A 6677-nucleotide genomic window follows, 5' to 3' on the forward strand; every position below is an offset into this window, starting at 1 on the left:
AGGTCAATGCCATTCTGGGGCCATACCGGGGCAGCACAAAAGGACCTGACGGGAAAGTCAGTAGTCGCTTCCCTGCGGGAGGCAGCGTCCTCGCGGCTTGCTGACCCAAGATTAACTGATGCTCCGTCACCCGGTTGGACATCTCTTCACATTTTTCTTATCCGGGTCGTCACACCCACTCCCACCTGCGATAACGCCCTGGGCGGCAACACCTCCCCACCCCGTTCGACCGAACGCCTTCGCCGGTCTCGAGGTGCGGGGCGGGTGCGGATGATCGCCATATAGGTCTCGAGGACGCGCTGGCAGTCGTGCCGGGGGCCACATCCCGCCTGCCCCGTCCACAAGGAGGTTCAGCTCGATGCGTGGTGCTCGTATCCTGGCGATGGCGACGATGACCGCTGCGGCAGTGGTCCTTCCGAACGCGCAGGCTTTCGCCGTGGTCGACGTCAACGTCGCCCAGAACGGACGCTCCGTCACCGTCACGGCCAACTCGGAGGTCTGCCAGACGCCCGGCGCGATGGTGAACGCCAACGCCTTCCCGTCCGGTCTGCTGCGCAACGCCCTGAACTTGAGCGCTGCGACCCCGGGCGGTCCGCTGACCGGTACCTTCACGATCCCCGAGGACGCGCCGGCCACCACCTACACCATCACCGTCAGCTGCATGGTCGGCCCGAAGTCCGACCAGGGCAGCGTCGGCACCCTCACCGTTCCCCCCACGACCACGACCGGTGACCGCGACGGCGGGACCACCCCGACCACCCCGCCCGGCACCGGGCCGAACGACGACGACCCCGACGACCGGGATCACGGCGGACACGGCGGACACGGCGGGCACGACGACGACGAGTACGGTGACGACTACGACAACGACTACGGCGACTACGGCCGTGGCGGCCACGGCCGCGACAAGTGCTCGTGGGGCGGGCACGGCCGGGGCGGCCGCGGTGACGACAACGGCCGCGGTGACGACAACGGCCGCGGTGACGACAACGGCCGCGGCGGCTACGGCGACCGCGACGGCAAGTGCCACAAGGGCCACCACGGCCGCGGCGGGCGTGACTACGACAACGACCGCGGCAACGACCGTGGCAACGACCGCGACAATGACAACGACTACGGCGCGCCCGACACGGGCTTCGGCGGTGCGACCGGCATGAACACCGCCGAGACCCTCACCGGCGCGTCCTTCCTGGCCGCCGCGGCGGCGGGCGGCGTGTTCCTGCTGCGCCGGCGTCGCACCCAGGCCTGACGCTCCACCCCCTCTTCACAGCGAGCGGTCACTCCGCCCCGGGCCCGCACAGGGGCCCGGGGCGGGCTGCTGCCCAGACCCTCATCCCGTGGCCGCACAGCGGCGCAACGGCCCGGCCGCCTTCTGGACGTCACTCCCCCGGCCTATACGAACGCTCCCGCCGGGGACGGTGCGTGGTGCACTGATCACGCACCGTACGGCGAAGGAGCGGCGTGGTGACGAAGGCAGCCCGGACCACCGGCCCCATATCCCGCGGACGGCGCGGCCTCCCCCACGTGGCTCTCGCCGTCCTCTGCGCCTCGGCACTCCTGCCGGCCGCCTGCTCGGCACCCCCACCGGAGCACGGTCGTGCGGCGCCGGCGGGCATCTCCTCCCCGGCGACGGCTGATCCCGCACTCGCCGGCTACTACCGGCAGCGGCTCGACTGGCGGCGCTGCCCGGACCAGCCGTCGTTCCAGTGCACCACGCTGCGGGCCCCCCTCGACTACGCCCACCCCGAGGCGGGTGACATCCGTCTGGCGGCGACCCGCAAGAAGGCCACCGGGAGCGGTGCCCCACGCATCGGCTCGTTGCTGTTCAATCCTGGCGGTCCCGGTGAACCCGCGATCACCTCTTTGTGGTCGTACGCCGGGGCGTTCTCACCGGCCGTGCGGGCCTCCTACGATCTGGTCGCCGTCGACCCGCGCGGGGTCGGTTCCAGCACGCCGGTGCGGTGCGGCGCCGACTCGCTCGGCGCCTCGCGGGGAAAGCGCCCCTTGCCGGGCGCGGCGGGGACGGGCGGGCCGGACTTCGCGACGGCGGGCGACGAAGCCGCCCGTGAGACCGCCTCCGCGTGCGAGCGCGGCGCGGGGCGGCTGCTTCCCCACGTCGGCACGCTCGCATCGGCCAGGGACATGGACCTCCTGCGCGTCCTGCTCGGCGACGCGCGGCTGCACTACCTCGGCTTCTCCTACGGCTCCTACCTCGGTGCGAGCTACGCCGGACTTTTCCCCTCCCACGTCGGCCGCATGGTGCTCGACGGCGCCGTCGATCCGACGCTCGACGGCGTGCGCAGCCTGCTGGGCCAGGCCCGGGGCTACCAGATCGCCTGGGACTCCTTCGCGGCCGACTGCGCCGCCCGCCCCGGCTGTCCCGTGGGCCACTCCGCGACCGAAGCGGGGCGCATCCTCGACACGCTGGTCGACGCCCTCGACCGCGCCCCGCTACGGCAGGGCAAGGACGTCGTCGTCGACGGCGACAGCCTCCTCGATGCGGTCACCAACGGGCTCATGGCGCCCGCGTGGGAGACGCTGCGCGCCGCGCTCCGCGAGGTACGCATCGGCGGCACCTCTGCACTCCAGAAACTCGTCGGCGCCCTCGACGCCTCCGGCTTCAGCGGCGACGCGTACGTCGCGATCACCTGCCTCAGCGGCAGTCTGGGTCCACGCGCCACTCCGGCGCAGGCGCGCGCAGCACTCCCCGAGTTCCTGCGCACCTCGCCCCGTTTCGGCAGGTACTTCGCCCGCCAGCTCTCGACCTGCGCCCACTGGCCGGTCCCCGCGGACCAGCCGGCCGGACCCGTCACCGCGCACGGCTCGGCGCCGATCCTGGTGGTCGGCACCACCCGCGACCCGGCGACTCCTTACTCCGAGGCCCGCGCCCTGGCCCGCCAGCTCTCCTCCGGCCGCCTCCTCACCTATGACGGCGACGGCCACACCGCCTACCTCATGTCCGTCGGCTGCGTCGACGACGCCGTCGACCGCTACCTGACCCACGGCCGACTGCCGCCCATGGGGACGGTCTGCGCCTGACATCCCCGGCGACGGAATGGCAGCTCGTGGCCAAGGCGGTGCCCGACGCCGAGCTGCTCACGGCCACCCACGATCTCGCGATCCGCCTCGGAAACGGCCCTACGGGCGCTTACGGTCTTGGCTCCTGCGCCGGAGCACGGGCCACTGACGTCACGCTCCGCACGCTCGCAGAGACACGCCCGACCCACTCCACGCAGGGCAGTCCGACCGCGGTCACCTGAAGAGCCGCAGGACCCGCAGACCCCGTACGTGGTCCTCGCCCTCGCGCGCCTTGAGGTCCTCGGGGGGCTTCCAGTCGGCGTGCAGGGCGGCCCAGAAGTTCGTCCACGCCTGGGTCTCCGTCGGCCCGCGCCCCACCGCGTCGGTCCCCGGACAGGTCACGACGTAACCGTCGCCGTCCTGCCGGATCCTCACCGCTGGCTCGACCATGGCCCACCTCGCGTTCCGGTGCACCGCACCCGAATCACGTCAAGGATCACCCGGTCGGCGAGGGCGCGCAACAGCGCTCCCTGTGGGCCGTCCGGAGGACCCCCACGTGCGGGCGGCACGTAGGAGTCACCTGTAGGCGGCCGCCTCGTGCCGGCGGCCGCCCACCTGTCTCCGGCGCCCCGGCCGGTGGCCGACCGAGGCGCCGAAAGCCCGCACCCGGGCCGCCCACGAGGGGCGTCACCCGGCGAGGCCGCACGGCGGACGCCTCCGGTGAGGTAGCGCAGCCGCCTGAGCGTGTAGGCGAAGACCGGGCGGAAGGCGGGCAGGGCGCTGACCGGCCGGTGGGACGTGCCGCTCATCTCGGCGACCCTTCTGGATGTGCACGGTGTGCTGGGGAGCGGGCGTCAGTACGGGAGGGGCTTGCCGGACGGCGTCCGCAGGTCGATCGGAGGGCGCGACGGCGCCGGTTTCTTCGGTCGCTGGACGCGGATGCGGCGCATGGTCATCACTCCTTCGGCAACGCGGCCCGTGCAGGGCGGACTCCTCCAGTCCTACGCCGTGGGCCGTGAGCCCCGCGTCAGGTAACGTCCCGAAAGCCACCCCTATGCCCCGATTACTCCTCCATCTTTGGGGTGAGGCGCCCGCCGGGTCGTGTTCGCGCTGCTCAAAAGGTTGCGGACACCCATCGCGACTCACGGCGATCCCTCGCGCACAACGCACCGTCGGCGACCCCCGCGACCCCTGGACGCCAAGCGCGGGTGCCGGACCACGACGGGGGGGAACGCGGTCCGGCACCCACACAGCTCACGTCTGACCGGGATGCCGCCGTTCATGCGCGCCGCGCGGCGCCCGGCCCGCGCATCCCCGGTCACGCGGCCATGCCGGCGGCCGCCGTCTCCAGGGCGCGGCATGGGGTCGCCGGCGGAGCCGATGGGGCGTGACCGCCGCAGTCCGCCATGACATCGCCGGACTGCGGCGGTCACGCCCCATGGCGCTCCGTCAGTCCCTGCAGCCGATCGCCGGCCTCGGCTCATGCGGCCCCGGGGGGCATGTCGGCCCGACGGTGTGCGAGGGACACGGCACCCGAGCGGGCCTGCCCATGGCCGTCACATTCCGCGACGGGCAGGCCGCGCTCCCTGCGTCCGGGCGTCCGCCGCCGCGTCGGCTCCGGCCTGCGCACCGACGTTCGGCGGCGGCCCACCGAGCGCTTCGCGCATGACCGCGACCACGGCCATGTCGTCCCGCAGCGGGGCTCCCGCGTGGGCCAGCACGTCGTCGGTCATCTTCTCCACGAGCCTGTCGGGGCTGCGCTCGCCCCACTCGGCGAGCCGGATGATGAGCGGGTAGAACTCCCCGGCGCTGTTCCGGGCCTCCGTCACTCCGTCGGTGTACAGCAGCAGCCGGTCACCGGGGACGAAGGGGAAGGCGGTGGGGGCGTAGCTGCTCCTGGTCAGGCCGCCCAGGCCCAGTGGTGGAGCGGGTTCCGGTACGTCGCACGTGGTGACGTGCCCGTCGTGGAGGAGGAGCGGCGGCAGATGCCCGCAGCTGACCACGCGCAGACACGGCTCGTCGTCGGGGACCTCCACGACGGCCGCGGTGACGAAACGCTCCCCGAGGTCGGCTTCCTCCGGCCCGCCCCCCGACTCGGTGAGCTCCCAGCGGACGGCGGCCTCCAGCGTCTGCATGAGCTCAGCCAGCGGCGCCTGCCGGTGCGCGGCGGCGCGGAAGGCCCCGAGAACGGTGCTGGTGTCCCCGATGGAGCCGAGGCCCTTGCCGCGCACGTCGCCGATGAGCAGACGGGTGGCCCGCGCCGTGCGGGCGACGGCGTACAGGTCACCGCCGATGCGGTCGCCGTCGCCGGCGCTGCGGTACGCCGCGGCGATGGTCACCGGACCGGCGCGGGCGGGGAGCGGCCGAAGCAGCACCCCCTGGGTCGCCCGCGACACCTCGCGCAGCTCCGCGAGCTCGCGTCTGCGGCGCTCGCGCAGGACGCTGATCAGGACGAGCAAGACGGAGAGCGCCATCAGCGAGCCGAGCTGGACGAGCACGTTCTCCGAGGACAGGGTGTGCCGCTCGGCCCCGGCCGCGACGAGCGCCAGCACGGCCGCCACCCCCGTCACAGCGCCGTGCACGGCTCCGGCGAAGGCGGAGGCCAGCGCGACGGGGATGACGAGCACATGGGCGAGGTGGATGTCCCGCGGCAGGAAGTGGTCGGCGACGGGCACGGCCACGATGAACGCGAACATGGCGCCGACGAACGCCCGGCCGCCCGCGCCCACGAAGTCCTGCATCGTGGAGAGACGGGACCCGATCACCATACGGGCGCCTCCCTTCCCGCACCCGGACGGGGTACGACCATGACCACCACGCTCTGGCCGATCCCAACATATGGGTGATTGGTTTTCTTCCAAACAAAATACGCGTTACAGATTTACCAGGCGCCGCGGAAAGGGTCGGCCTTGGCTCCCGGGGCGCCCGCACCTGGGTCCTCCCAGGTCAGACGACCGGCAGATCCGCCCACCGGGCGGCGCCGCGGCTGCGGGCCCCGGCACCGGAACCGACCCCGAGGCTGTCGACGATCGCGGTGCCGCGGCCGTGCTCGCCCGGACCGCAGCTGGCCGCCCAGGCGCCGTGCCGCGGCGCGGGCCCGCCGTCGGTGACCTCGACGCGGACGATCGCCCTGCCGCCGGCCCACCCTTCCCCCTCGCCGCGGCGCAGCCGCAGTCGCAGGGCGACCGGTGGCAGCGCGTGCTCCACCGCGTTGGTGACCAGTTCCGACACGACCAGGACGGCGTCGTGGACGGCCTCCTGCGGCACCGCCCATCCGGTCAGCACGGTGCGCGCCGTGCGACGCGCGACGGCGGCGGCCACGGCGCGGTGCTCCAGCTCGCACACGTACACGTACACGTCGGTACGGGCGACAGGTGACGAGGTGGCGTACCAGTGCGTCAACTCCATCACTCCCCACGCCGAAGGGCTGCTGCGCAGCGTCACCGCTAGGAGGAAGGGCCTCCTGTCCGTCGTCAAGGGACGCGGGGCCCGGCATCCGCCCCCTTGGTGTACCCCGCTGTGACCTCCCGAACCCCAGGGGTCACAGCAGTGGGCCGGACGCACACCCGCGACACCCGTGCCGTACGGCAGGTCTCCTGCCGAACGTGCGCCCCGGGGCGCACGTCACGTCGCCGGCACACTCAGAGGCCGCGCGGATA

Annotated in this window: 5 protein-coding genes; 2 read left to right on the plus strand and 3 right to left on the minus strand. The window is 73.1% G+C overall.

Features of this window, described 5'->3' with window-relative positions; translation table 11 throughout:
* Positions 1-358: 358 nt before the first annotated feature.
* Together AC3ET4_RS29950 and AC3ET4_RS29955 are read left to right on the plus strand one after the other, a co-directional pair.
* Complete coding sequence (locus tag AC3ET4_RS29950) at positions 359-1249, plus strand: hypothetical protein (protein WP_431954971.1); 891 nt, start codon at positions 359-361, stop codon at positions 1247-1249.
* A 215-nt stretch (positions 1250-1464) separates the two neighbouring features.
* Positions 1465-3039 carry an alpha/beta hydrolase gene (locus tag AC3ET4_RS29955; protein ID WP_431954973.1) on the plus strand — a complete coding sequence of 525 codons (1575 nt, stop codon included), beginning with the start codon at positions 1465-1467 and terminating at the stop codon, positions 3037-3039.
* Between the two features lie 213 nt (positions 3040-3252).
* On the opposite strand, the gene AC3ET4_RS29960 is transcribed toward AC3ET4_RS29955, so the two are convergent.
* The 3 genes from AC3ET4_RS29960 to AC3ET4_RS29970 form a co-directional block, all read right to left on the minus strand.
* Complete coding sequence (locus tag AC3ET4_RS29960) at positions 3253-3468, minus strand: hypothetical protein (RefSeq protein ID WP_431954975.1); 216 nt, start codon at positions 3466-3468, stop codon at positions 3253-3255.
* 1106 nt (positions 3469-4574) lie between these two features.
* Positions 4575-5786 (minus strand): PP2C family protein-serine/threonine phosphatase, encoded by a 1212-nt coding sequence (locus AC3ET4_RS29965; protein WP_431954977.1) that lies wholly within the window; start codon positions 5784-5786, stop codon positions 4575-4577.
* 178 nt (positions 5787-5964) lie between these two features.
* Positions 5965-6426 (minus strand): ATP-binding protein, encoded by a 462-nt coding sequence (locus AC3ET4_RS29970; protein WP_488175980.1) that lies wholly within the window; start codon positions 6424-6426, stop codon positions 5965-5967.
* Positions 6427-6677: the final 251 nt, after the last annotated feature.

The sequence above is a fragment of the Actinacidiphila sp. bgisy167 genome (assembly GCF_057707665.1).